Annotated in this window: 19 protein-coding genes; 17 read left to right on the forward strand and 2 right to left on the reverse strand. The window is 70.4% G+C overall.

Annotated features, from left to right (window positions below; translation table 11 throughout):
- The first annotated feature begins 257 nt into the window (after positions 1–257).
- The 8 genes from JGS22_RS04740 (at position 258) to rarD (ending at position 11386) form a co-directional block, all read left to right on the forward strand.
- Entirely contained in the window at positions 258–2348 is a 2091-nt protein-coding gene (locus JGS22_RS04740) for an ATP-binding protein (protein ID WP_216814835.1), read from the forward strand.
- Positions 2345–3112, forward strand: coding sequence for a response regulator (locus tag JGS22_RS04745; protein WP_308405513.1), 768 nt, complete (start codon positions 2345–2347; stop codon positions 3110–3112). The genes JGS22_RS04740 and JGS22_RS04745 overlap by 4 nt, the downstream gene beginning before the upstream one ends.
- Before the next feature lie 257 nt (positions 3113–3369).
- Complete coding sequence (locus tag JGS22_RS04750) at positions 3370–4584, forward strand: sensor histidine kinase (protein ID WP_216814836.1); 1215 nt, start codon at positions 3370–3372, stop codon at positions 4582–4584.
- 8 nt (positions 4585–4592) lie between these two features.
- Positions 4593–5993: a sensor histidine kinase gene (locus tag JGS22_RS04755; protein WP_216814837.1), complete on the forward strand. Its 1401-nt coding sequence runs from the start codon at positions 4593–4595 to the stop codon at positions 5991–5993.
- Between the two features lie 144 nt (positions 5994–6137).
- Complete coding sequence (locus JGS22_RS04760; protein ID WP_211042454.1) at positions 6138–6809, forward strand: response regulator transcription factor; 672 nt, start codon at positions 6138–6140, stop codon at positions 6807–6809.
- 274 nt (positions 6810–7083) lie between these two features.
- On the forward strand, positions 7084–8982 hold the full coding sequence (locus JGS22_RS04765) for a 2-oxoacid:acceptor oxidoreductase subunit alpha (RefSeq protein ID WP_211042453.1): 1899 nt from the start codon (positions 7084–7086) through the stop codon (positions 8980–8982).
- On the forward strand, positions 8975–10075 hold the full coding sequence (locus JGS22_RS04770) for a 2-oxoacid:ferredoxin oxidoreductase subunit beta (protein ID WP_211042452.1): 1101 nt from the start codon (positions 8975–8977) through the stop codon (positions 10073–10075). The genes JGS22_RS04765 and JGS22_RS04770 overlap by 8 nt, the downstream gene beginning before the upstream one ends.
- Before the next feature lie 291 nt (positions 10076–10366).
- Positions 10367–11386 (forward strand): EamA family transporter RarD, encoded by a 1020-nt coding sequence (gene rarD / locus JGS22_RS04775; RefSeq protein ID WP_211042451.1) that lies wholly within the window; start codon positions 10367–10369, stop codon positions 11384–11386.
- On the opposite strand, the gene JGS22_RS04780 is transcribed toward rarD, so the two are convergent.
- Positions 11367–12476, reverse strand: a complete 1110-nt coding sequence (locus JGS22_RS04780) for a DUF4185 domain-containing protein (RefSeq protein WP_211042450.1) — start codon at positions 12474–12476, stop codon at positions 11367–11369. The two genes, rarD and JGS22_RS04780, sit on opposite strands and share 20 nt — an antisense overlap.
- 481 nt (positions 12477–12957) lie before the next feature.
- Here JGS22_RS04780 and JGS22_RS04785 point away from each other — a divergent pair, with 481 nt between their 5' ends.
- The 8 genes from JGS22_RS04785 to JGS22_RS04820 all read left to right on the forward strand — a co-directional run bounded on the left by JGS22_RS04785 (position 12958) and on the right by JGS22_RS04820 (position 21664).
- On the forward strand, positions 12958–14133 hold the full coding sequence (locus JGS22_RS04785; protein WP_236073025.1) for a macrolide family glycosyltransferase: 1176 nt from the start codon (positions 12958–12960) through the stop codon (positions 14131–14133).
- Positions 14134–14225: 92 nt separating this feature from the next.
- A complete protein-coding gene (locus JGS22_RS04790; RefSeq protein ID WP_211043814.1) occupies positions 14226–15095 on the forward strand; it encodes an IS5 family transposase in 870 nt (289 codons plus the stop codon).
- A gap of 70 nt (positions 15096–15165) precedes the next feature.
- The gene (locus JGS22_RS04795) at positions 15166–15462 is read left to right on the forward strand and encodes a hypothetical protein (RefSeq protein WP_211043812.1); all 297 of its coding nucleotides are present in this window, start codon (positions 15166–15168) and stop codon (positions 15460–15462) included.
- Between the two features lie 720 nt (positions 15463–16182).
- Complete coding sequence (locus tag JGS22_RS04800; RefSeq protein ID WP_211043144.1) at positions 16183–16941, forward strand: ATP-binding cassette domain-containing protein; 759 nt, start codon at positions 16183–16185, stop codon at positions 16939–16941.
- Positions 16929–18194 carry a DUF7224 domain-containing protein gene (locus tag JGS22_RS04805; RefSeq protein WP_211043147.1) on the forward strand — a complete coding sequence of 422 codons (1266 nt, stop codon included), beginning with the start codon at positions 16929–16931 and terminating at the stop codon, positions 18192–18194. The genes JGS22_RS04800 and JGS22_RS04805 overlap by 13 nt, the downstream gene beginning before the upstream one ends.
- Entirely contained in the window at positions 18191–18784 is a 594-nt protein-coding gene (locus tag JGS22_RS04810; protein WP_211043150.1) for a hypothetical protein, read from the forward strand. The genes JGS22_RS04805 and JGS22_RS04810 overlap by 4 nt, the downstream gene beginning before the upstream one ends.
- Positions 18785–18911: 127 nt before the next feature.
- Positions 18912–19886: a M28 family metallopeptidase gene (locus tag JGS22_RS04815; RefSeq protein WP_211043153.1), complete on the forward strand. Its 975-nt coding sequence runs from the start codon at positions 18912–18914 to the stop codon at positions 19884–19886.
- 326 nt (positions 19887–20212) lie between these two features.
- Complete coding sequence (locus tag JGS22_RS04820) at positions 20213–21664, forward strand: Gfo/Idh/MocA family protein (RefSeq protein ID WP_211043155.1); 1452 nt, start codon at positions 20213–20215, stop codon at positions 21662–21664.
- A gap of 157 nt (positions 21665–21821) precedes the next feature.
- Here JGS22_RS04820 and JGS22_RS04825 read toward each other — a convergent pair whose 3' ends face one another.
- The gene (locus JGS22_RS04825; protein WP_211043492.1) at positions 21822–22628 is read right to left on the reverse strand and encodes a DeoR/GlpR family DNA-binding transcription regulator; all 807 of its coding nucleotides are present in this window, start codon (positions 22626–22628) and stop codon (positions 21822–21824) included.
- A gap of 372 nt (positions 22629–23000) precedes the next feature.
- Between JGS22_RS04825 and JGS22_RS04830 the strand changes: the two genes are divergently transcribed.
- Entirely contained in the window at positions 23001–23981 is a 981-nt protein-coding gene (locus tag JGS22_RS04830) for an SIS domain-containing protein (protein WP_211043489.1), read from the forward strand.
- Positions 23982–23985: the final 4 nt, after the last annotated feature.

Below are 23985 nucleotides of genomic sequence, written 5' to 3' on the forward strand. Positions count from 1 at the left end.
GGTGCAGGCCTGGAGGCCCTTCCGCCTCCGGGGCGGGACGGTGCGGGACGGCTGCTGCCCGCCGGGGACGGACCGTCGTCGGGGCCCGCGGGTTCGGCGGATCCGGCGAGGTGCCCCACAGTGTGGAGCGGGGTTACGGCGATGTACGAGATCTGTTAACACTGGCGTCGTAGTGGTCGTATTGGTCGTGTTCCGCCAGGTGCGGGGCATGCCCGCCGTCCCGCTCCACCTCCGCCTTTCACTGGAACCGCCGCCCCATGCGCCTCCGCCGCCCAGCCCGTTCGCACCCCGCCCCCGACGAGGCCGTACCGCCCGACCCGCACAACCCGTCCGTACCGCACAGCCAGTCCGGCAGCCCGCACAGCCCGTCCGCGCCCCGCAATCCCGTCGCCGGGCGCGTCCCCGCCGACACCCGCGACGCCGACACCCGCGACGCTGCCGGCCGAGACGCCGCCACCGGCGACGCCCACCCCGGCGCCGTGGGCGGGCCGGAGCGTCGGGGCGGGCCGGAGCGTCGGGGCGGGCCGCTGCGCACCTTCCGTCGGCTCCGCGGTCGCCTGCGGCGGCGCAGGCTCTCGTTGACCGGTTCGCTCTTCGTCGGCTACGCGACGCTGCTGGTCCTCGCGCTGGTGGTGACGGGCGCGCTGTGGGTGGCGCACCACGACCGGCAGTTGGACCGGCAGTACACGGAGCGGGTGCTGACCATCGGACGGTCGGTGGCGGCGATGCCGGAGATCAGTGAGGCCCTGGGGTCGCAGGACCCGCCGGCGGTGATCGACCCGCTGGCCGACCGGGTGGGGCGCGCGACCGGTGCCGAGTACGTCGTGGTCGCCACCCCGGACGGCATCCGGATGTCGCACGTGGACGACCGGCTCATCGGCAAGCGTGTGTCGACGCCGCCCGGCCCGGCGGGCGCGGGCAAGGAGTGGAGCGGTCAGCAGACCGGCACCCAGGGCACCAGCGTGCGGGCGAAGGTGCCGATCACCGGCGGGCCGGACGGCGAGGAGGTGCTCGGCTACGTCTCCGTCGGCGTCCTGACCTCCGACATCGCCACCGAGGCGACCGACGCGCTGCCGTCGATCATGGGCACCGTCGCAGCCGTGCTGACGCTGGGCGCCGCGGGCGCGTACGTGCTCTCCCGCCGGGTCCGCGCGAAGACGTACGGGCTGGAGCCGGCGGACATCACCGCACTGCTGGAGAGCCGGGAGGCGCTGCTCCACGCCGTGCGCGAAGGCGTGATCGCCGTGGACAACGACGACCGGCTCGTCCTCGTCAACCCGCCCGCGCGGCAGCTGCTCTCGCTGCCGGACGCCTGCGAGGGCACCGCGCTGGAGGCGTTGGAGCTCGACTCGCGGCTGCGCGACATCATCGGCGGGGCGACCGAGGGGGAGGACCAGATCGTGCTGATCGGCGCCCGGGTGCTGGTCTGCAACCGGATGCCGGTCAGCGTGCACGGCCGCGCGGCGGGTGCGGTGGTGACGCTGCGCGACCGCACCGAACTCGACCGGTTGACCGGGGAGTTGGACGGCGCCCGTACCGTCACCCGGGGGTTGCGCTCGCAGTCCCACGAGTTCGCGAACCGCATCCACACCCTGGCCGGCCTGCTGGAGCTCGGCGAGGTGGAGGAGGCCCGCGCGTACCTCACTGATCTGTCCGCCGCACACGCCAGAGCGAGCGGCCAGATCAGCGGTCACATCGCCGATTCGGCCGTCGCCGCGCTCGCGCTCGCCAAGAGCGCCCAGGCCGACGAGCAGAACGCGGAGCTGCGGCTGTCCCCGATGAGCAGGGTGCCCTACACGCTCCCGGGCGGGCTGCGCGCCGACGTACTGCTGGTCCTGGGAAACCTGCTGGACAACGCCCTCGACGCGGTCACCGGACGCACCGGCGAGGAAGGCTGGGTCGAGCTGCTGATCCGGGTGCACCCCGCCGACGGCGACGAACTCCCCCACGATCTGGTGGAGATCCGGGTCATCGACTCCGGGCACGGGGTCGGCGCCGGACTCGCCGAGGAGATCTTCGAGTACGGATTCACCACCAAGGCCGCGGACAGCAGAAACACCCGCGGGCTCGGCGAGGGCCTGGGGCTGGCGCTCGTGCGGCAGGTCTGCGAAAGTCGCGGAGGCAGCGTCGGGGTGGAGATTCCCGGTGACGCCACGTCCGAAGAGGGAGCCGTGTTCACCGCCTACCTACCCGTCTCCGACCAGCCCCCGCCAGAGGATGAATCGGACATCGGCGACGACGGCTCCGCTCCCGGCCCGTCCGACGCCGTGCGTTCGCGTGCCGTGTCCTCGCGTGCGACCTCGCGCACCGACACCTCCGGCCCCGGCGGGGCGGTCGAACGATCGTGAGCGCCTCGACCCACACCCCCTCGCAGCCCGTGCCACCACCCGCCCCGCGCATCGGGGTCCTCGTCGTCGACGACGACGTACGGGTGGCCCGCAACCACCGCGAGCTGGTCCAGTCGCTGCCCGGCTTCACCGTCGTCGGAGTCGCCCACACGGCCGCGGACGCACTGACCGAAATGGCCCGACTCCGCCCCGACCTGGTCCTGTTGGACCTCTATCTGCCCGACGACACCGGCATCTCGGTACTGCGCAGGCAGCGTTCGCCGGAGAACGCGGGACACCACCCGGTGGACTTCCTGGTCATCACCGCCGTGCGGGACATCGACCAGGTGCGTGCCGCCCTGCACGGCGGGGCGGTCCACTACCTGCTCAAGCCCTTCCCCCTCACCGCGCTGCGCGACCAGCTGGAACGGTTCGCCGTCGCCCGGCAGCGGATGGCCGGAGCGGGCCAGGCGGCCAGCCAGCGCGATGTGGACCGGCTGTTCGGCCTGATGCGGCCCTCCACCGCGACCCAGTCACTGCCCAAGGGCCTGACCGCCGCGACCAGCGAGCTGATCGCCGGGACCCTGCGCGAGGCCGACGGTGATCTGTCGGCCGTCGACGTCAGTGAGCGGACCGGCGTCTCGCGCGTCACCGCCCGCCGCTACCTCGAGCACCTCTGTGCAGACGGTCGCGCCGAGCTCCGTATGCGCTACGGGTCGGCGGGCCGCCCCGAGCACCGCTACACCTGGCTCGGCCCCAATACCGGCCGACCACAGGCCGGTTGACGCCCGCACGGAGGCCTCCGGGGCGCTGCGGCCGGGTGTTCGCGGGCGGGCACTGCGGTACGCGGGCGGGCACTGCGTACCTGCGCCGAGTTCCCGGAACGAGGAGCGGGCGGGCGGCGGCGGGCAGCCGTGCACGCGGGGCGCGCAGCGGGGACGCGATCCGTGCGGCTTTGCTCACCGCGGGCTGGGGAAAACCCCAGCAGACGTTGCGGGAGACCTCATAGCGAGCAACGTGGACGGCACGGCAGTCTTGTGGCATGACCGAGAGATCCACTTCCGGAGCGGCTGCCGCTGAGGCCCTGCCTCCGCCACGAGCGGCGCTGAGCGGCACGACCTGGCGGGAGATCGTCCATCTGCTGCTCAACCTCCCGCTCGGCATCTTCTCCTTCGTCTGCGCGGTGGTGTGGGTGTTCGCGGCTGCGCTGCTCTCGGTCACCGTGATCGGGCTGCCGGTGCTCGCGGCGGGCCTTACCGGCATGCGCGCGCTGGGGCGGTGGGAGCGTGGTCGGGCCCGGGTTCTGCTGGGTCTGCGGATCGAGGAGCCGTCGCCGCTCAGCCGGGCCGGAGGCGCGGGCTTCTTCCCGTGGTTGTGGCGGACGCTGTCCGATCCGGTCGGCTGGCGCTCGGCGCTCTTCGCGGTGATCAGACTCCCCTGGGGAGTGCTGACCTTCGCCATCACGCTGGTGTCGCTGTTTGTGCTCTGGCCGCTTCTGCCGTGGTTGGCGAGGCTGTTGACGCAGGTCGACCGTGTGATGGTGCGCGGTCTGCTCTCACCCTCCGACGGGCTGGAGCGGCGGATCGCTCAGCTCAGGACCGACAAGGAGACGGTCACCGACACGGCCAGCGGGGATCTGCGGCGGATCGAGCGGGACCTCCACGACGGCGCTCAGGCCAGACTCGTCGCCCTCGCCATGGACCTCGGCCTCGCCAAGGAAAAACTCACCGAAGACCCCGAAGCCGCAGCAAAAATGGTCGACGAAGCACACGGCGAAGTAAAACTCGCCCTCCAAGAACTCCGAGACCTCGCCCGCGGAATCCACCCCGCAATCCTCACCGACCGAGGACTCGCACCCGCACTCTCCGCACTCCGCGCCCGCTGCACCGTACCCACCACCCTCCACACCGAAATACCCCACAGACCCGCACCCGCCATCGAAGCCATCGCCTACTTCACCGTCTCCGAACTCCTCCAAAACATCAGCAAACACAGCCACGCCACCCAAGCCGACGTCGAACTCTGGCGCACCAAAAACCGCCTCCTCATCCAAATCACCGACAACGGCCAAGGCGGCGCCACCACCCACACCGGCACCGGACTCAAAGGCCTCGCCGACCGCCTCAACTCCGTCGACGGACTCCTCCTCATCCACTCACCACCCGGCGGACCCACCACCATCACCATCGAACTCCCCTGGCGAGACCCCCAACCCACCCACACCCACACCCGTACAGACAACGGATCGGAGCGCTGACCACTGCCATGCGTGTCCTCAAGGAAGTGCTGCGCGCCCCGTTCGCGGGATGGACCTGGCGCGCTCTGCTCCACATCGTGAGCGGGCTGCTCATCGCCCTGCCGGCGTTCGTTCTGGTCGTCACGCTGATGGCGGTGAGCGGAGCGCTGCTGATCACGTTTCTCGGAGTGCCGCTGCTGGCGCTGACGCTTGTGCTGTGCCGCGGGTTGGGCACGGTGCAGCGCTCCCGCACCCGCGCGCTGCTCGGGGTGCGGGTGGCCGCGCCCGAGCCGATACGCCCCCAGGTCGAGCGCACCGGCGCCATGGCTCTGCTCGGCGCGACCCTGAAGAACGGTGCCGCATGGCGGCACGCCTTCCACGCGGTGTTGAGCTTTCCGCTCGCACTGTTCTCCTTCATCACCGGTGTGACGCTGTGGCTGTACGGCTGGGTGCTCGCCCTCTACCCGCTGTGGCACTGGGTCTTCCCGACCTACACCGACGAACCCGGTCTCCAGCTCTACGGCGAGGCCGACGGCAGCGGCATCTGGCTGGACGCCCCGGTCGAGATCGCACTGGCCTCGGCGACGGGAGTGGTGTTCGTCCTGTTCAGCCCCTGGGTGCTGGGGGGCCTCGCCGCCCTGGACCGGCTGCTCGTCGTCGGCCTGCTCGGCCCCTCGAAGCTGGCGAGTGAGGTGCGGAAGCTGGAGAGCGCGCGGGGCACCGCGGTGGACACGGCCAGCGGGGATCTGCGGCGGATCGAGCGGGACCTCCACGACGGCGCTCAGGCCAGACTCGTCGCCCTCGCCATGGACCTCGGCCTCGCCAAGGAAAAGCTCACCGAAGACCCCGAAGCCGCAGCAAAAATGGTCGACGAAGCACACGGCGAAGTAAAACTCGCCCTCCAAGAACTCCGAGACCTCGCCCGCGGAATCCACCCCGCAATCCTCACCGACCGAGGACTCGCACCCGCACTCTCCGCACTCCGCGCCCGCTGCACCGTACCCACCACCCTCCACACCGAAATACCCCACAGACCCGCACCCGCCATCGAAGCCATCGCCTACTTCACCGTCTCCGAACTCCTCCAAAACATCAGCAAACACAGCCACGCCACCCAAGCCGACGTCGAACTCTGGCGCACCAAAAACCGCCTCCTCATCCAAATCACCGACAACGGCCAAGGCGGCGCCACCACCCACACCGGCACCGGACTCAAAGGCCTCGCCGACCGCCTCAACTCCGTCGACGGACTCCTCCTCATCCACTCACCACCCGGCGGACCCACCACCATCACCATCGAACTCCCCTGGCGAGACCCCCAACCCACCCACACCCACACCCGTACAGACAACGGCACCGGCACCGGCACCGGCACCAACTCCCGCCCCGGCACCGACTCCGGAGCGAAAGGCCTCGAGGCCGCCCGCTGAATCGACCGCACCACCACGGCGCCTCGCTCCCCCGCCCGGGACAGCGACCGCATGTACCGGCAGGCAACCGAGGCAGCCTGCCGCGCCCGTCCGGATTCTGGGATGCTGAGCACCTGACTTCGGATACCAGGGGGAAGAAGAGAAGTGTCGGACAACGTACGAGTCGTCATCGCCGAGGACTCGGTACTGCTGCGCGAGGGGTTGACCCGGCTGCTCACCGACCGGGGGCACGAGGTCGTCGCCGGGGTGGGGGACGGCGAGGCGCTGGTCAAGACCGTCGCCGACCTCGCGGCAGGCGGTGCGCTGCCGGATGTGGTGGTCGCCGATGTCCGGATGCCGCCGACCCACACCGACGAGGGGGTGCGGGCCGCGATAGAGCTGCGGGGCCGGTATCCGAGCGTGGGCGTCCTGGTGCTCTCGCAGTACGTCGAGGAGCAGTACGCCACCGAGTTGCTGGCCGGCACCACGCAGGGCGTCGGCTATCTGCTCAAGGATCGGGTCGCCGACGTGCGGGAGTTCGTCGACGCGGTCTGCCGGGTGGCGGACGGAGGTACGGCGCTCGATCCGGAGGTTGTCACGCAGTTGCTCAGCCGCAGCCGCAAACAGGACGTGGTGGAGCGACTCACACCGCGTGAGCGCGAGGTTCTCGGGTTGATGGCGGAAGGCCGTACGAATTCGGCCATCGCCGCCTGCATGGTGGTCAGCGGCTCGGCGGTCGAGAAGCATGTGAGCAATATCTTCATGAAGCTCGGCCTCGCCCACAGTGACGCGGATCACCGAAGAGTGCTCGCCGTACTGACCTATCTCAACTCGTGAAACGGCTCGGCGGTCCTTCCACCGGGCCTGCAGCACGCTTCGGCCACCTGGGTCACCACAGTCAACTCCGTGCGAGGGGCGCTTCGTTCGGGTCAACCCGACCGCTCCTGCGGCACCACCGCTTCACGTCCGCGAACCATGCCTGTCGCGCGGACCGCACGCCCCGGACGCCCCGTCTCAGCAGGGCGTCCATCATCCGATCGGGCGGAGTTCGACCGTCCCGACGCACGTACGATGGGCAGCGAGCCGTTGCCTCAAGGGGAGGTCCTCCGCAGTGACCCAGCAGGTCAGCCAAGAAAGCGCCAAGGAAGTCAGGCGTCTGGACCGGGTGATTATCCGGTTCGCGGGGGACTCCGGCGACGGGATGCAACTCACCGGTGATCGCTTCACCTCCGAGACCGCCACCTTCGGCAACGATCTCTCCACCCTGCCGAACTTCCCGGCCGAGATCCGCGCTCCCGCAGGGACCCTGCCCGGCGTCTCCTCGTTCCAGCTGCACTTCGCCGACCACGACATCCTGACGCCCGGGGACGCCCCGAACGTCCTGGTCGCGATGAACCCGGCAGCCCTGCGGGCGAACATCGACGACCTGCCCAAGGGCGCCGAGATCATCGTCAACACCGACGAGTTCGCCAAGCGCGCGATGGCGAAGGTGGGCTACGCCACCAGCCCGTTGGAGGACGGCTCGCTGGACGGCTACCGGGTCCACCCGGTGCCGCTGACCACGCTGACCGTGGAGGCGCTCAAGGAGTACGACCTCGGCCGCAAGGAGGCCGCCCGCAGCAAGAACATGTTCGCGCTCGGGCTGCTGTCCTGGATGTACAACCGCCCGGTCGAGGGCACCGAGCGCTTCCTGCGGACGAAGTTCGCGAAGAAGCCACAGATCGCGGAGGCGAACGTCGCCGCGTTCCGCGCCGGCTGGAACTTCGGCGAGACCACCGAGGACTTCGCGGTCTCCTACGAAGTGGCCCCGGCCACGAAGGCGTTCCCCACCGGCACCTACCGGAACATCTCGGGCAACCTCGCGCTCTCCTACGGGCTGGTGGCCGCCTCGCAGCAGGCGGATCTGCCGCTCTTCCTCGGCTCGTACCCGATCACCCCGGCCTCGGACATCCTCCACGAGCTGTCCCGGCACAAGAACTTCGGCGTGCGGACCTTCCAGGCCGAGGACGAGATCGCGGGCATCGGCGCCGCCCTGGGCGCCGCGTTCGGCGGTGCGCTCGGCGTCACCACCACCTCGGGCCCGGGCGTCGCGCTGAAGTCCGAGACCATCGGGCTCGCCGTCTCGCTCGAACTGCCGCTGCTGATCGTCGACATCCAGCGCGGCGGCCCCTCCACCGGACTGCCCACCAAGACCGAGCAGGCCGACCTGCTCCAGGCGATGTACGGGCGCAACGGCGAGGCGCCGGTGCCGATCGTGGCCCCCTCCACCCCGGGCGACTGCTTCGACGCCGCCCTGGAGGCGACCCGGATCGCGCTGACGTACCGCACCCCGGTCTTCCTGCTCTCGGACGGCTACCTGGCAAACGGCTCGGAGCCCTGGCGTATCCCCGAGGTCGAGGAACTCCCCGATCTGCGCACGCAGTTCGCCACCGGCCCGAACCACACGCTGGAGGACGGCACCGAGGCGTTCTGGCCCTACAAGCGCGATCCGCAGACCCTCGCCCGGCCGTGGGCGGTGCCCGGCACCCCGGGTCTGGAGCACCGCATCGGCGGTATCGAGAAGCAGGACGGCACGGGCAACATCTCCTACGACCCGGCCAACCACGAGCACATGGTGCGCACCCGCCAGGCGAAGATCGACGGTATCGAGGTGCCGGACCTGGCCGTCGACGACCCGGAGGGCCCCGACGGCGCGGGCGCACGGGTCCTGGTGATCGGCTGGGGCTCGACGTACGGCCCGATCACCGCGGCGGTGCGCCGGGTCAGGCGAGCAGGCGGACAGGTCGCCCAGGCGCATCTGCGGCACCTCAATCCGTTCCCCGCCAATCTCGGTGAGGTGCTGCGCGGTTACGACCGGGTGGTCGTGCCGGAGATGAACCTCGGCCAGCTCTCCACGCTGCTCCGCGCCCGGTTCCTCGTTGACGCACAGCCGCACACGCAGGTGAACGGCATGCCGTTCAAGGCCGAGCAGCTCGCCCACGTTCTCAAGGAGGCCATCGACCATGGCTGACGTTCTCGCCCAGGGCGACCGGGAGCGGGCACCGCACCCGCTCGCGCTGGTCCCCAAGACCGAGGTAAAGCAGACCGCCAAGGACTTCAAGTCCGACCAGGAGGTCCGCTGGTGCCCCGGCTGCGGCGACTACGCCGTGCTCGCCGCGGTCCAGGGCTTCATGCCCGAGCTGGGGCTGGCCAGGGAGAACATCGTCTTCGTCTCCGGCATCGGCTGCTCCTCCCGCTTCCCGTACTACCTGAGCACCTACGGGATGCACTCCATCCACGGTCGCGCCCCGGCGATCGCGACCGGCCTGGCCGCCGCGCGCAGCGATCTGTCGGTCTGGGTGGTCACCGGTGACGGCGACGCCCTCTCCATCGGCGGCAACCACCTGATCCACGCGCTGCGTCGCAACGTGAACCTGAAGATCCTGCTCTTCAACAACCGGATCTACGGCCTCACCAAGGGCCAGTACTCCCCCACCTCGGAGCCGGGCAAGCTCACCAAGTCCTCTCCGATGGGTTCGCTGGACGCCCCGTTCAACCCGGTGTCGCTGGCGATCGGCGCGGAGGCGTCGTTCGTCGCCCGCACCGTGGACTCCGACCGCAAGCACCTCACCGAGGTGCTGCGCGCCGCAGCCGACCACCCGGGTACGGCGCTGGTCGAGATCTACCAGAACTGCAACATCTTCAACGACGGCGCCTTCGAGGTCCTCAAGGACCGCGAGCAGGCCCAGGAGGCGGTGATCCGGCTCCAGCACGGCGAGCCGATCCGCTTCGGACTGCCGGCCGAGGACGGCCTGGGCTCCAAGGGCGTCGTGCGCGACCCCGCGTCCGGGGAGCTGGAGGTGGTCGACGTCGCCGAGCACGGCACCGACGGCATCCTGGTCCACGACGCGCACGCGCAGTCTCCGACGCTGGCCTTCGCGCTCTCCCGGATCGCCGACCCGGACACCCTGCACCAGACCCCGATCGGGGTTCTGCGCGATGTCCGTCGGCCGGTCTACGAGACGCTGATGACCGAGCAGTTGGAGACGGCGGTGCACAAGAACGGCAAGGGCGACCTCGGTTCGCTGCTCCACGGCAACGACACCTGGACCGTCGCCGGCTGACCCCCCGTCCGCGCGCCGCGAGAGCCTCGCGGCAACGCCCGTACGACACTGCGTCGCAGGTGGCCGGGGCCCGACCGGGGTCCCGGCCACCGGTGCGTGCGCCCCGTCCGGGTCGCGTCTCCACCGTGTGGCGACCGGGCGGCGAAGCGGCTCGGTCGCACCGGCGTCAGGGCCACGACGATCCGGTGTCAGGACCATAGTGCGAAACGGGAATGACTGCGCCCGCCGGGAGCGTTACCTTGCGCACAGGGAGCGGCGGACGTCGCCCACGGCGCACAGGGAGGGGCCGAAGTGTCATCGAGGAGCGAGGCACGGACAGGGCTGGCGTACGGCTTCGCGGCCTTCGGCATGTGGGGGTTTCTTCCCCTGTACTGGGCACTGTTGAACGATTCGCCACCGGGTGAGGTGCTGGCCCACCGGATGGTCTGGTCGCTGCCGACCGCGCTGGTGATCCTGCTGCTGGTCGGGCGCTGGTCGTGGATCCGGCCGCTGCTCCGCGATCGGCGCAAGCTCTCGATGACGGCGTTCTCGGCGGTGCTGATCTCGGTCAACTGGTACATCTTCATCTGGGCGGTGAGCGCGGACCGGGTGCTGGAGGCGTCCCTCGGGTACTTCATCAACCCGCTGATCACCATCGCCATCGGAGTGCTGCTGCTGCGGGAGCGGCTGCGCACGCTCCAGTGGGTGGCGGTCGGCGTCGGCGCCTCGGCCGTCGCGGTGATGACCTTCGCCTACGGGCAGGTGCCCTGGGTCTCGCTGGCGCTGAGCTTCAGCTTCGCCGGCTACGGGCTGATGAAGAAGCGCACCGGGCTCGACGGTGTGGAGGGCTTCAGCGCCGACTCCGCGCTCCAGTTCCTGCCGGCGCTGGGTTACCTCGGCTGGCTCGCGCTTCGCGGCGAATCAGGCTTCCTGACTGAAGGGACCACGCATGCGGCGCTGTTGGCACTGTCCGGGATCGCCACCGCGCTGCCGCTGATCGCCTTCGGCGCGGCGACGATGCGGGTGCCACTGTCGACGGTCGGAATGCTCCAGTACCTGGGCCCGGCGCTGATGTTCGTCCTGGGGCTGACGGTCTTCCACGAGGAGATGCCGCCGGCGCGGCTGGCCGGCTTCCTGCTGGTCTGGCTGGCGCTGGTGATCCTGACCTTCGACGCGCTGCGCAACGCCCGCCGTACCCGTGCCGAACTCCGCGCCCGCGCCGCCAGGTTGGTGCCGGACACGGCGGCCGGTGCTGCCACCGCCGGTGCGGCGGAGGACCCCGCCGCACCGGCGGTGGCGAGTGCGGGTGTGATCACACAGCCAGACCGTTGATGCGGTACTGCATCACCCGGTAGTTCTGCGGGTCGTACCACTGGCTGACGGCGATGTGGAAGTCCTGGAAGGTCGAACCGGGAAAGATCCAGCCGCCGTACGGGTGCGCCACCCGGTTGTCGCCCTCCTGTCCGGGCGCCACCGGGTGGATGATCGTCTGCTCGGGAGTGGCGAAGAGGTTGGACGTCGGCAGGTCGAAGATCTGCGCGCGGATGCCGAGGGCGTCCATGTTCAGCCAGGTCAGGGCGTACCGGCCCTCCATCGCCCGGAAGCAGATCTCGCCCCATCGTCGGGCCGCGGAGACGGTCGTGGCGGGTACGCCCCATCCCCAGTTGGCGCCGTCCCAGCCCCACGGCTCGTAGGCGGCAGGGTCGCCGACCGATTCGTGGCGCACTCGGTGGAGGAGCAGGCCGGAGACGATGTCCCGGTTGAAGACGGTGGAGAGGACGTAGGCCCAGCCGTCGTCGGCGACCGCGTACGTCTTCTGCTGGAACTGGCCGCCCAGCGCGTTGCCCGGCCACTGGCAGAGGTACTCCCAGTTCTCGCCGCCGTCGGTGGAGCGCCAGAAGTCGCTGTGATGCGTCTGGTAGATCACGCCGCGCATCAGGTGCATGTACATCGTGTCGCCGATGGTGAAGATGTCGGACGGGATGGCCGTGGTGCCGCCCTCGTGCCCCTCGGGGACGAGGTGCCGGGCGCTGCTTCCGCCCACCGCACCGTCGACGGTGATCGAGCCGAGTCCGGCGCCGGAGGATCGCAGGCCCACGGGTGAACGCCAGTTGGGGCCGCCCACACCGCCCCCGTCGAACGTGTCGCCGCAGGCGAGGAAGAGCGAACCGTCCGGGGTGCGCGCCGGGATGCCGAGGTCCGTCCACGGTGCGGCGAAACGGCCGGTCTCGGCCGGGCCGGTGAGGTTCTTGACCTTCCCGCCGGTGGGCGCGAGCCGCGCCGCGGGCGTGCCCGTACGCGCGGGCGTGCCCGTACGCGCGGTGGCCGCGTTCGCCGCGGACGCTCCCGCGCCCCAGACGGCCGCCGCGCCCGCGGCGCCGATTCCCGCCCGCAGCAGGGACCTTCTGCTCGTTCCCGCCATGCCGTACCCCTTTCCCCGGCCTCCTCGGAGGCGCACGAGATCCCAACTCGCGGCGAAACCGCGCGAGTTGCCGGATCGAAGCTACGGGCGCGTGTCGGGCGACGCCAGGCATGACGCCGATCCCCACAGGAACACACCAATGACGCGACCAAAGCGTGATGACCGATTCACCCGGAATAGCAGCACGAACAGGCACATTTCGCGCACCGCAGCCACCGCAGCCACCGCAGCAGCAGCAGCAGCAGCAGCAGCACCGCGAACGCCTCCGGGGCGCCGCACAATTCGAGTGCGCACCGAACGGCCGACCGCTAGGTTCGCCGTATGAGTTCCTTCCTTCAGATCTACGGCTGACAGCGGCGGACCGCAGTCCGCCCTCCTCGGCACGCCTTGTGCGCGCCGGCCTCCGAGCGTGCGCTCGGACCGCCGGCGCGTCGGCCTGCCGTGTCACTTTCCGCCGTAGAACCGAAGTGAGTGATCGTCCATGACACCTCGCCGTGCCCATATCGCGATGGCCGGAATTCCCGCCGTCAGCCACGTACTGCCCAGCCTGGAGATCATCCGGGAGCTGGTCTCCCGCGGTCACCGGGTGACCTACTCCAACGACCCGGTGATGGCCGACATGATCGCCGCCACCGGCGCCGAACCGGTCGTCTGCACCTCCACCCTGCCGGTCGCCGACCACAGTTGGCCCGAGGACCCCATCGCCGCGATGGATCTCTTCCTCGACAACGCCGTGCAGGCGCTGCCCCAGCTGCACGACGCCTACCGGGACGACCCGGCCGATCTCTACCTCTACGACATCGGCGCCTACGCGGCCCGCGCGCTGGCCGAGGCGCAGGGCCGTCCTCTGCTCCAGCTCTCCCCGACCTTCGTGGCCTGGGAGGGGTACGAGCAGGAGGTCGGCGCCCAGACACGTCAACTGCCGGGCGCCGAGGCCCATCGGGAGAAGTTCGACCGCTGGCTCGCCCGTTGCGGGGCGACCACGACCGGGGTGGACGCCTTCGCCGGTCGCCCCGACCGGGCGCTGGCCCTGATCACCGCGGCGATGCAGCCGTTCGTCGACCGGGTCGACACCGGCACCGTCACCTTCGTCGGCCCCTGCTTCGACCCGGCCGCGGACACGAAGGAGTGGACGCGCCCCGCGCACGCGGAGAACGTCCTGCTGATCTCCCTCGGTTCGGCCTTCACCCGCCAACCGGAGTTCTACCGCCAGTGCCTGGCGGCCTTCGGCGACCTGCCGGGTTGGCACGTCGTCCTCCAGATCGGCAAGCACACCGATCCGGCGGTCCTCGGAACGATCCCCGGCAACGCCGAGGTCCATCCCTGGGTCCCGCAGCGCGCGATCCTGGAGCAGGCCGACGCCTTCGTCACCCACGCCGGTATGGGCGGCTGCGGCGAGGGCCTGCTGGCCGGCGTGCCGATGATCGCCGTACCGCAGGCGGCCGAGCAGTTCATGAACGCCGATCGTCTGGTGGAGTTGGGCGTGGGCCGCCGGATCGACACCGCCGACGCCACCGCCGAGGCCCTGCGGACCGCACTGGACGAGCTGGTCGCCGATCCCGAGCGCAGCCAGCGTTCGGCGCAACTGCGGGCAGCGGCAAGGGCGGAGGGCGGCACGATGCGCGCCGCCGACCTCATCGAGGCGGCACTCGCCTGACACACCCCCCGGCTGCGCTCGCACTCGGCCGCGCCTAGGCCGTGTTTTAGAACTGGTCTCCGGGTCTTGCCTTGCGGCGTGATGATCATGGTGTGGGGCGAGGGGATCTTTCTGATGAGCAGTGGTCGGTGCTGGAGCCGTTGTTGCCGGCGGTGAGGTTGGGTCGTCGGCCGCAGAACCGTCGGCGTTTGATCGACGGGGTGCGGTGGCGGGTGCGGACCGGTGTTCCCTGGCGTGATCTGCCGGGCGAGTACGGACCCTGGCAGACCGTGTATGGGCTCTTCCGCCGGTGGCAACGCGAGGGTGTGTGGGTTCGGCTGCTGGCCTCGCTCCAGGCGCGGGCCGATGCGGCCGGGCTGGTCACGTGGGAGGTGAACGTCGACTCCACGGTCTGCCGGGCTCATCAGCACGCCGCTGGTGCCCGCCGAGACGGGGTCGGGCAGAAGGAGCCGCCCGGCGGGGTCGGCCAAGAGCCGGACGATCACGGCCTGGGACGGTCCAGGGGCGGGTTCAGCACGAAGATTCATCTGGCCTGCGAGCAGGGCCAGAAGCCGCTGTCGCTGCTGGTCACGGCAGGACAGCGGGGTGACAGCCCGCAGTTCGAACCGGTCCTCGAAGCGATTGGGGTGCCCAAGGTCGGTGGCGGGCGCCCCAGGCGCAGGCCACTGCGGGTGCGGGGTGACAAGGCGTACTCGTCTCGCGCGAATCGTGCCTACCTGCGCAGACGCGGGATCCGGTGCACCATCGCCGAGCCGGCCGATCAGATCCGCCACCGCAAGCGTCGAGGCCGTGTGGGCGGCAGGCCACCGGCCTTCGATCGGGAGGACTACAAGGCCCGACATGCGGTCGAGTGCGGGATCAGCCGGCTCAAGCAACACCGGGCGGTGGCGACGCGTTACGACAAGCTGGCGGTCCGCTTCGAGGCCACCGTGCAGATCGCGGCGATCCACCAGTGGCTGTGACCCATCGGCTGGTCGTCCGGCCGTGCCATCCTGGCCACCGGTTCGATCAGCACGCACATGGGGAGGACCTGTGGCCGCCGGGCACTACTGCGCCGACAGCGAGAACGGCGACCACGTCGACGACCCGTCCGAGGATGCCCTATTCATGCTGATCAGCGATCTGAACGACAGCGACAACACCTTCATCGTCATCCAGCCCGACGAGGACGAGCCAGCCTGGTTCGCCTCTGTCTCCGTCCTAGACGAGGACGGATTCGAGATCGTCCGCCACGACACCACCTGCCGCGAGCACGACATCGCCATCGAGAACCATCGTGACCGGATCGCGGGCGACCTCACCAAATGGCTGGCCGCCCGCGACTTCTAAAACACGGCCTAGCGCCACTCGGCCACTCCGCATTTGCCAGACCAGAAGGCGCACCTACCCGGCGGCGGGGCGCTTCTGCGGTACCTGCCCCTACCTTTGCCTCTACCGCACTCACCGATCACCGAGACCTCTCGAACTCACACGGTGACGCATGGTAATATCCGAGAAGGGGAGCCGATAGGCTTATACGACTCATTGGGGGGCCCGTGAGGCACAGCACAACTTCGTCCAGCTTCAGACGCGCAGCCGTGATTTGTGCCGCGACTATAGTTCCATTCGCGATGGTCGGCGACGCGCGGGCAGGGGAACTCAACTCAAGCATTTCCGGCGCTAGGCCCGGATTTGAATCATCCCGCTGGACGGACGACGGCGGCGCAGGCGTTACAAAAATTGAGTTCACCTCCTGCAAGGCGAACGGATCCGCCTCCGCATTTAGCAGCACGCACGTCAAAATGTGGCAGCACAAGAGCCTTCGCCCTGACCCACAGAAGGGTCAGACTCGTAAGTACACCGCCTGCAAGTCCGGCACCTCAAAGGGAGAATTCCCCTCGATGAGCAAGGGCGACGTTCTTTATTTCGAGGTAGACCAGATCAACACTTGGACCACGAACATATCGTTGAGCGTGTCAAAGGTTCGCGTAGCCTACTGACATTCTGAAAAGTAGGCAGGCCATCCAGTGAAGGCCTGCCTACTTTTCACGTATAGCGGGAAAGTTCCTCATGCCCATCGTTCTCGAATCCTGCGACTTCGCCTACAAGCGGCGCCGACCCGTACTGAAGCGCTTCACCTGCGAACTGCCGCCGGGGCGAACGGTGTTCCTCGGGCCGAACGGCGCGGGCAAGAGCACCGTGCTCGGTCTCGCCGCGTCCGCGCTGCTGCCGCGTGCCGGAGCGGTGACGTACGACGGTCTCCGAACCTCCGCCCGGGCGGACCGGGACGGTTTCCGGCGGCGCGTCGCCTGGTTGCCCCAGCACGTCCGCCCCGTGCCGGGACTGACCGCACGCGAACAGGTCGCGTACGCGGGCTGGTTGAAGGGCATGCCCAGGCCGGTGGCCTGGCGCGAAGCGCTGCGGGCGCTGCGGCTGGTGGAGCTGGCAGACAGCGCCGAGACCAGGGTGGGAGAGCTCTCCGGCGGGCAGCAGCGCCGCGTGGGCGTCGCCCAGTCCCTGGTGCACGGCGCGGAGGTGCTGCTGCTCGACGAACCGACGGCGGGGATGGACCCGCGACAGCGAGCCGTCTTCCACGAGATCCTGGCCGGTCTTCCGTCCTCCGTGCACGTGGTGCTCTCCACTCACGACACCGCGGATCTGGACGGCCGCTACCACCACGTCCTGGTGCTCAACAGCGGGCAGTTGACGTTCCGTGGCACCAGCGAGGCGTTCCTCGCCCACGCCGAGCCGGGAACAGCTCCGGGGCGCGCGGCCGACTCCGCCTACCAGCGGCTCGCCGAGCGGGAGGGGACGGCGTGGACCGTCTGAGCAGGGTCCACCGTTCGCCGGTGCTCTGGTGGGGCCTGCCGATCCTGGCGCTCGCCCTCTTCTACGCGAGCGACGCCGACACCTACCCGGTCAGCGAATTCGGCGGCGACACCTACCACTTCGCCCAGTACGCCCTGCTGGGGGCGAGCGGGCCCCTCGGCGGGCTCGCCGCGTGGCAGGCTGGCCGGCTGCGGCTGGGAGGTGTGTGGCGGTCGGCGCCCGTCCGGCACCGCCACCGGATCGCGTGGGCCGCGCTGCGTCCCGTGCTGCTCCTCACCGCGGCGATCGACCTCCTGGTCTTCGCCTACACCTCCACGCATTTCGGTGCGCTGCCGAGGTTGAGCGATCTCGGCGGCGTCGCGCTGATGGTGACGGTGCAACTGGCAGTGCTGATCGTGGGCTTCGGGCTGGGCTGCGCTCTGCCGCGCGCTGCCGCGGTGCCGCTGGCCGTCGTCGGGCTCACCCTGTGGCTGATACTTCCTCCGTCCTTCGACGACCCCAGCTACCGGTACCTGACGGGGCTGCTCTCCGACCGCCCGACCCCGTTGGACGATCCGGCCCCTGAAGTGCTGCTCGCGCCCCTGCTGGTGGCCCTCGCCGCGGTGGGCGCGGTGCTGCTGGCCGCTCGGCCGGGACCGCAGACACTGCGCACCGCGCTCGCCGGGTGCTGCGCGCTCGCGGGCATCCTGCCGGCCCACTCGCTGGTGGCCGACGCGGGGTACGACATGCCCACGGTGCCGAGGGCGGACTCGGCGCAGCGGTGCGCCGGGCAGGCGCCGAGGATCTGTGTGCCGGTCGAGTTCGAGGACCGACTGCCGCAGTTGCGGGACTCGGCCCGCACGGTGCTGCCCCGGCTGGCAGCCGCAGGACTCCAGCGGCCCGATCGACTCGCGTTCGTCTCCGCGGACGTCGAACTGCCCGCGTCCGCCTGGCGTCTGCATCTGGAGAGCGAACTGAGCGCGCAGCAGCTCACCGATCGCGTGGTGACCGCGGCGGTACCGCCGTACCGGGAGTGCAGGAACCTTCCCGACGACGCCGGGTCTCCCTCCGCCGGACCGCTCACCGCCTGGCTGCGGCTCACCGCCGGGGCCGAACCCAAGACCGTGGAACGGCGGCACAGCTCCCGCACCGTGCAGCGTGTCGAGGCAGTGCGGAAGCAGAGCCGGCGGGCGCAGTCGGCGTGGGTGGAGACCCAGCGGCGAGGACTGGGCAGTTGCGATCCGGCCGACCGTGCCGAGGCGATGGCCCGATGAGGCTGTGGTGGGCGGTCCGCAGGCCGTGGTACGTGCTCGCGGCGGTCGCCGTGTACGGCGTGCTGCTGCTGGCGGTGCGCGACGAGTTGGTGCAGGTGCCCGCGGTGACGCTCGCCGGTGGCGCCGGGATCAAGCTGGCGGTCTTTCTGCCACTGCTGGTGTGTGTGGCCCAACTGCTGTGCCTGGAACGCCGGTTGGAGGCGGCCGAGGTCACCGCCGTACGCCCGGTCGTGCGGGCCGACCGGGGGATGCTCGCGCTGGTGGGCGTCGCGGTGCTGGCCCTGGGCGCGCTGCTGCACCGGTACGCGGAGGTCGGGGCGGCACTCGCCTCGGGGCGCAATGTGCTTCTCCTGCTGGGCCTCGCACTCGTGGTGCGCCACTGGTACGGGGCCACGGCCGCCTCGGCGGTGGTCACGGCGGTGCTCTTCGGGTGCGCGATGGTGGGTCTGCGGGCGACTGACGACCCGTACCCGTGGGCCGTGCCGCTGGAGCCGTGGGACCGGCCGCATGCGGCGGTGTTCAGCGTCCTGGTGTTCGCGGTGGGAGTGGTGCTGTGCGGCAGGGAGCGCAGGCGCGTCCCGCGCACGTGAGAGGGGGTTCCAGCGAGGGCCGGGGCAACTGTGGCGGGGGCCATGGGCCTTGACAGCTTCCGGGGGCGGGTCGAGCATCATGGCCACGTCATACGACGACTCTTTCGACCAGAGAGGCTTCCCCCACATGCCTGTCAACCCCCCACAGACCAGGCGCAAGCGGCACTTCCGGCGCGCGGCCATCGGTGCGTCCGTCGCCACCGCGCTCGCCGCCGCGGCGTTCACCGCGATGCCGGCCTCCGCCGCCCCGACGACGCTCGCCGCTCCGGACATCGCGGTGGAGAACGTCAAGGAGCACCTGACCGCCTTCGAGAACATAGCCACCGAGAACGGCGGCAACCGGGCGCACGGCCAGCCCGGTTACGAGGCATCGATCAACTACATCAAGGAGAAGCTGGACGCCGCCGGCTTCGAGACCTCCGTCCAGGAGTTCACCGCCAGTGGTTCCACCGGCTACAACCTGATCGCCGACTGGCCGAGCGAGGGCAGCGCGGACGAGGTCGTCATGGCCGGTGCGCACCTGGACTCCACCGGTTCGGGCCCGGGCATCAACGACAACGCGTCCGGTTCGGCCGGCATCCTGGAGACCGCCCTGACGGTCGCCAAGGAGGACCTGAAGACCAACAACACCCTGCGGTTCGCCTGGTGGGGTGCGGAGGAGATCGGTCTGGTCGGTTCCGGCCACTACGTCGACGAGCTGCCGCAGGAGGAACTGGGCAAGATCAAGGCGTATCTGAACTTCGACATGATCGCCTCCTCCAACGCCGGCTACTTCGTCTACGACGACGACGCCGACCTGGAGAAGGTGCTGACCGACTGGTACGCCGGGCAGGGCGTCGAGACCGACGTCGACACCGAGGCGGACGGGCGCAGCGACCACGCCAACTTCGACCGTGCGGGCGTCCCGGTCGGCGGTGTCTTCACCGGTGCCAGCAACCGGATGACCGAGGAGCAGGCGGCGAAGTGGGACGGCGAGGCCGGCCAGCCCTTCGACCAGTGCTACCACCAGGCGTGCGACACCATGGAGAACGTCAACGAGACGGCTCTGGACCGCAACAGCGACGCCATCGCCCACGCCGTCTGGACGCTGACCGCCGGCTGACCCCACCGGTCGATCCCGCGGGCTCACCGGCCGACTCGGCCAACGGCTCAAGGCCCGGCTCGAACCAGCGATTCAACCACCGGCCCCGAGCGGGCCGTTCACACCCGCACGACGTACGGCCAGGCTCTCCCGCGGGACGAGCCTGGCCGTACGCGCGTTCCGGGCCATTGAGCGTCGCCCCAGCACCCTCGGCACCGAGCCACACACATCCGATGATTTTTTCTGCGCGAAACAGCTCTCTCGTGAGCATCTATTGACACCCGGATCCGCTTGCCGACAGAGTGCTGACGCCGGAGTAGCTCACGACGGACCCAGGAGCGCGTCCCATGACGGAAAAGCCCGCAGTATCACGACGGTTGGTGTTGGGCGGAGCGGTGGCCACTGGCGCCCTGGCGGCCGGAGTGGGCCTCGCGGGCCATGCCGCAGCCGCACCGGCGACCGGCGCCGCAGGTGCCGCGCGCGGCACCGGGGACCCGCGCCGACGTCCCGGCCAGAAGTCGATGATCGGCGTTGCGTACGAGCCGCACGAGACCGTGCGCGTCGCCTGCGTCGGCCTCGGCCAGCGCGGCACCGGGATGACCGCCGGCTGGTCGATCATCCCCGGCGCGCAGGTCACCGCCGTCTGCGACATCCGCAAGGAGCGCGCCGAGAAGTGCGCCGACTCCCTCGTCTCCGAGGGCAAGCCCCGCCCGGCGACGTACGGCGGCTCCGCGAAGTCCTACCGGGAGATGCTGCGCCGCGAGGACATCGACCTCGTCTACATCGCCACGCCGTGGGAGTTCCACCACGAGCAGGGCCGGGCCGCACTGCTCGCCGGCAAGCACGCGATCGTCGAACTCCCCGTCGCCACCGAGCTGTCGGAGCTGTGGGACCTGGTCGACACCAGCGAGCGCACCCGCAGACACCTCTTCCTCGCCGAGAACTGCTCGTACGGCCGCAACGAGCTGTCGATGCTCAAGATGACCCACGACGGCCTCTTCGGCGACGTCACCAACGGCCACGGCGGCTACCTGCACGACCTGCGCGAACTGCTCTTCGACGACGACTACTACACCGACTCCTGGCGCCGGCTGTGGCACACCCGCAGCCTCGCGTCGTTCTACCCGATGCACGGTCTCGCCCCGATCGCGGCGGCCATGGACATCAACCGCGGCGACCGGCTGCGCACCCTGCGCGCAACCGCCACTCCGGCCAGGGGGCTCGCCGACTACCGGGCACGCCACGTGCCCAAGTCGCACCCCTCCTGGAAGGAGGAGTACATCAACGGCGACCTGGTCACCTGTCTGATCGAGACCGAGAAGGGCCGCATCATCCGCGCCGAGCACGACGTCAGCTCGCCGCGCCCCTACAGCCGGATCAACAGCATCGCCGGCAGCCGCGGCATCTTCGAGGACTACGCGGGACAGGGCGAGTCCGGCGGCCGGGTCTACCTGGAGCCGGACCACACCGACCACGCCTGGCGCGACTTCGACAAGCTCCAGAAGGAGTTCGACCACTGGCTGTGGGTGAAGCTGGAGGAGGAGGCCGAGGCCGGCGGCCACGGCGGGATGGACTACATCCTCCAGTGGCGCACCATCCAGCAGATGCGCGCAGGGCTCGTACCGGACATCGACGTCTACGACTCGGCCGCCTGGTGCGCGCCGGTACCGCTCAGCGTCGCCTCGCTGGAGGCGGACGGACGCCCGGTCGAGGTACCGGACTTCACTCGCGGCGCGTGGGTCAACAAGCGCCCGGGACTGGACTCCAAACCGTCCGACATGCCCGCGGTCCGACGCTAGCCGCCCCCGGCGACGCGCTTGCGGGCCCCGGGGCGTGTGCGGGCCGGGGCGCGTACGGGACGCGGCGGGCGTACGGTGCCGGGGCGCGTACGTCGCCCGGCGCGGCGCGGAGGCCGTCGGGCGTGACTGGGCAGGGGGTTCGGGGCGGGACGGCGGTTCAGACCGCGAGTACGCGGACTCCCGCCTCCGTCATCCGTTCCCGGTCCTCGTCGCTGATGCCCTTGTCCGTCACCAGTACGTCGACCCGGTCGAGATCGCAGATCCGGGCGAAGGCGCGGCGGCCCATCTTGGAGGAGTCGGTCACCACGATGACACGGTGGGCGCGTTCGGCGAAAAGCCGACTGATGCTCGCCTCGTCCTCGTGGTGGGCCATCACTCCCAGTCGCGGGTCGATCCCGTCGACACCCAACACCACCGCGTCCAGGGCCACTTCGTTCAGCACACCCAGGGTGAGCGGGCCGACCAGCTCGAAGGTCTGCGGCCGGGCCACACCACCGGTGGTCACGATCTTGATCTGCGGACGGACGGCGAGTTCGCCCGCGATGTTGAGCGCGTTGGTGACCACGGTGAGCGCGGGGGACCCCGCCGAGGGCCCTCCGGCCGTGCTGTCCGGGCTGCCGCTGGTGCGCAGGGCCAGGGTGCGGGCGACCTCGGTGGTGGTGGTGCCGCCGTTGAGCCCGACGACCTCTCCGTTGCTGATCAGGTCGGCCGCGGCGGCGGCGATGCGCTGCTTCTCCGAGGCGTGGCGAGCGGATTTGTAGCGCAGCGGAAGCTCGTAGGAGACACCGTGTGCGATGGCGCCGCCCCTGGTGCGCACGAGCATCTGCTGACCGGCGAGCTCGTCGAGGTCCCGGCGGATGGTCGCGCTGGAGACCTCCAGCGCGAGGGCGGCCTCCTCCACCTCCAACCGGCCCTCGGTGGCCAGGAGTTCCAGAAGCGCACTCCACCTCTCGTGCTTGGACATGCCTGGGACTCCTCACGGCTGTGCGCGGCTCGCGGTGCGGCGGGCGCGCGGGGGCAGGTCTCGATCGTAGGCCGGTACCTCTGTGTGACCACCGCCCCCGGCAGTCGGCGGCCGTCCCTCGCGACGGCTGGACCGGCGATGCGGCCTGGTGGATACTCGGACCACCGGAAGTGCGTTCATTTATGATTGCTCAGACCGCCAATCGAGCAGTTTCACGCACCACAGCACACGTCCCACGGCTCACTCACCGCCGCCGCCCCACTCACAACACCCACAGCACTCGCACCGCCCGCACCGCCCGCACCACCGACCAGATCGCCGACCGCACCCGCGCCGCCGCCACGCATCCGCCGCCGTCCCAGGGAGCCCCACATGTCCGCAGCCAACGGCACCTCCGCCGCCGCCCCGGCGGAGCCCGGCAGCTCACGCACCGCAGTGGAGATCGCCAGCCAGCCGGACACCTGGCGCGAGGCCGTCCGCACCCTGGAGCATCACACAGCGGCCCTGCCGCGCAGGGGCGAGCGGGTCGCCGTGGTCGGCTGCGGTACGTCCTGGTTCGTGGCCCAGTCCTACGCGGCGCTGCGCGAGGGAGGCGGCCACGGCGAGACCGACGCCTTCGCCGCCTCCGAGTTCCCCCACGGCCGCACCTACGACCGGATTTTGGCGCTCTCCCGCTCGGGCACCACGACCGAGGTGCTCGAACTGCTGGAGCGCGTACAGGGCACCGACACCCCCACCGGCGCGGTGACCGGCGACCCGAACACCCCGATCACGGGCCTGGCCGACGCGGTCGCCGTCCTGGACTTCGCGGACGAGGAGTCGGTCGTCCAGACCCGTTTCGCCACCACCGCACTCGCGCTCTTCCGGGCCCACCTGGAAGCCGAGGACGCGCTGCCCGCCGGAGTCGCCGGGATCGAGCGAGCCGCAGCGGACGCCGAGCGCGCCCTGACCGCGCCGCTGTCCGAACAGCTCAGCTCCGCCGAGCAGTTCACCTTTCTCGGCACCGGCTGGACCTACGGTCTGGCGCTTGAGGCCGGCCTCAAGATGCGCGAGGCCGCGCAGGCGTGGACCGAGGCGTACCCCGCCATGGAGTACCGCCACGGCCCGATCAGCATCACCGGCCCCGGCCGGGTGGCCTGGGTGCTCGGCGAGGTGCCGGCCGGACTCGCGGACGAAGTGCGCGGCGTCGGCGGCCACTTGGAGACGGCCTCGGACACCGGCGCACTCGACCCGCTCGCCGATCTGGTGCGCGCACAACGGCTCGCCGTGCTGCTCGCCGAGGCCGCGGGCCACAACCCGGACCGGCCGCGCAACCTCACCCGGTCCGTCGTCCTGGGCGCCCAGGAGCGCTGACGGC

Origin of the sequence: Streptomyces tardus (assembly GCF_018101125.2) — a bacterium.
Classification (GTDB): domain Bacteria; phylum Actinomycetota; class Actinomycetes; order Streptomycetales; family Streptomycetaceae; genus Streptomyces; species Streptomyces tardus.

Coding starts and splice junctions, on each gene's coding strand:
- JGS22_RS04740 (WP_216814835.1), top strand. CDS start 258: ATGCGCCTCCGCCGCCCAGCCCGTTCGCACCCCGCCCCCGACGAGGCC.
- JGS22_RS04750 (WP_216814836.1), top strand. CDS start 3,370: ATGACCGAGAGATCCACTTCCGGAGCGGCTGCCGCTGAGGCCCTGCCT.
- JGS22_RS04755 (WP_216814837.1), top strand. CDS start 4,593: ATGCGTGTCCTCAAGGAAGTGCTGCGCGCCCCGTTCGCGGGATGGACC.
- JGS22_RS04770 (WP_211042452.1), top strand. CDS start 8,975: ATGGCTGACGTTCTCGCCCAGGGCGACCGGGAGCGGGCACCGCACCCG.
- JGS22_RS04780 (WP_211042450.1), bottom strand. CDS start 12,476: ATGGCGGGAACGAGCAGAAGGTCCCTGCTGCGGGCGGGAATCGGCGCC.
- JGS22_RS04785 (WP_236073025.1), top strand. CDS start 12,958: ATGACACCTCGCCGTGCCCATATCGCGATGGCCGGAATTCCCGCCGTC.
- JGS22_RS04800 (WP_211043144.1), top strand. CDS start 16,183: ATGCCCATCGTTCTCGAATCCTGCGACTTCGCCTACAAGCGGCGCCGA.
- JGS22_RS04810 (WP_211043150.1), top strand. CDS start 18,191: ATGAGGCTGTGGTGGGCGGTCCGCAGGCCGTGGTACGTGCTCGCGGCG.
- JGS22_RS04815 (WP_211043153.1), top strand. CDS start 18,912: ATGCCTGTCAACCCCCCACAGACCAGGCGCAAGCGGCACTTCCGGCGC.
- JGS22_RS04820 (WP_211043155.1), top strand. CDS start 20,213: ATGACGGAAAAGCCCGCAGTATCACGACGGTTGGTGTTGGGCGGAGCG.
- JGS22_RS04825 (WP_211043492.1), bottom strand. CDS start 22,628: ATGTCCAAGCACGAGAGGTGGAGTGCGCTTCTGGAACTCCTGGCCACC.
- JGS22_RS04830 (WP_211043489.1), top strand. CDS start 23,001: ATGTCCGCAGCCAACGGCACCTCCGCCGCCGCCCCGGCGGAGCCCGGC.